Source organism: Janthinobacterium violaceinigrum, assembly GCF_009208555.1.
Classification (GTDB): Bacteria; Pseudomonadota; Gammaproteobacteria; order Burkholderiales; family Burkholderiaceae_D; genus Janthinobacterium; species Janthinobacterium violaceinigrum.
Map to the genome: position 1 here is coordinate 1 of NZ_WFLI01000130.1, position 291 is coordinate 291.

Consider the following 291-nt stretch of genomic DNA (forward strand, 5'->3'; position numbering starts at 1 on the left):
ATGGCGCCGCTGGTGGTCAAAGTCTGGTTGCCGGCAGCATACAGGCTGCCCGTATTGCTCAAGGTATCGAGCGTGCTGCTCAAGTTGGCGCCGGCAAACACGTTGCCTGCGGTATTGTTCAAGTTCGTCACAGTCAGGGTGGCGTTGCCGGCCACAGCTTGCAGTTGGCCCTTGGTATTGTCGATGTCGCCACCGGACAGTTGCAGATGGCTCCCGGCTGCCACCGTGCCTTGCGTATTGTCCAGGCTGCCCACCGTAAGCTCGGCATTCTGCGCCGCCACGATGCGGCCC

The 291-nt window shown here is 61.9% G+C and carries 1 protein-coding gene; it reads right to left on the minus strand.

Annotated features, from left to right (window positions below; translation table 11 throughout):
• Positions 1 to 291, minus strand: a 291-nt coding sequence (locus GCN75_RS28950) for a hypothetical protein (protein ID WP_152285386.1), incomplete at both ends; no start/stop codon positions are given.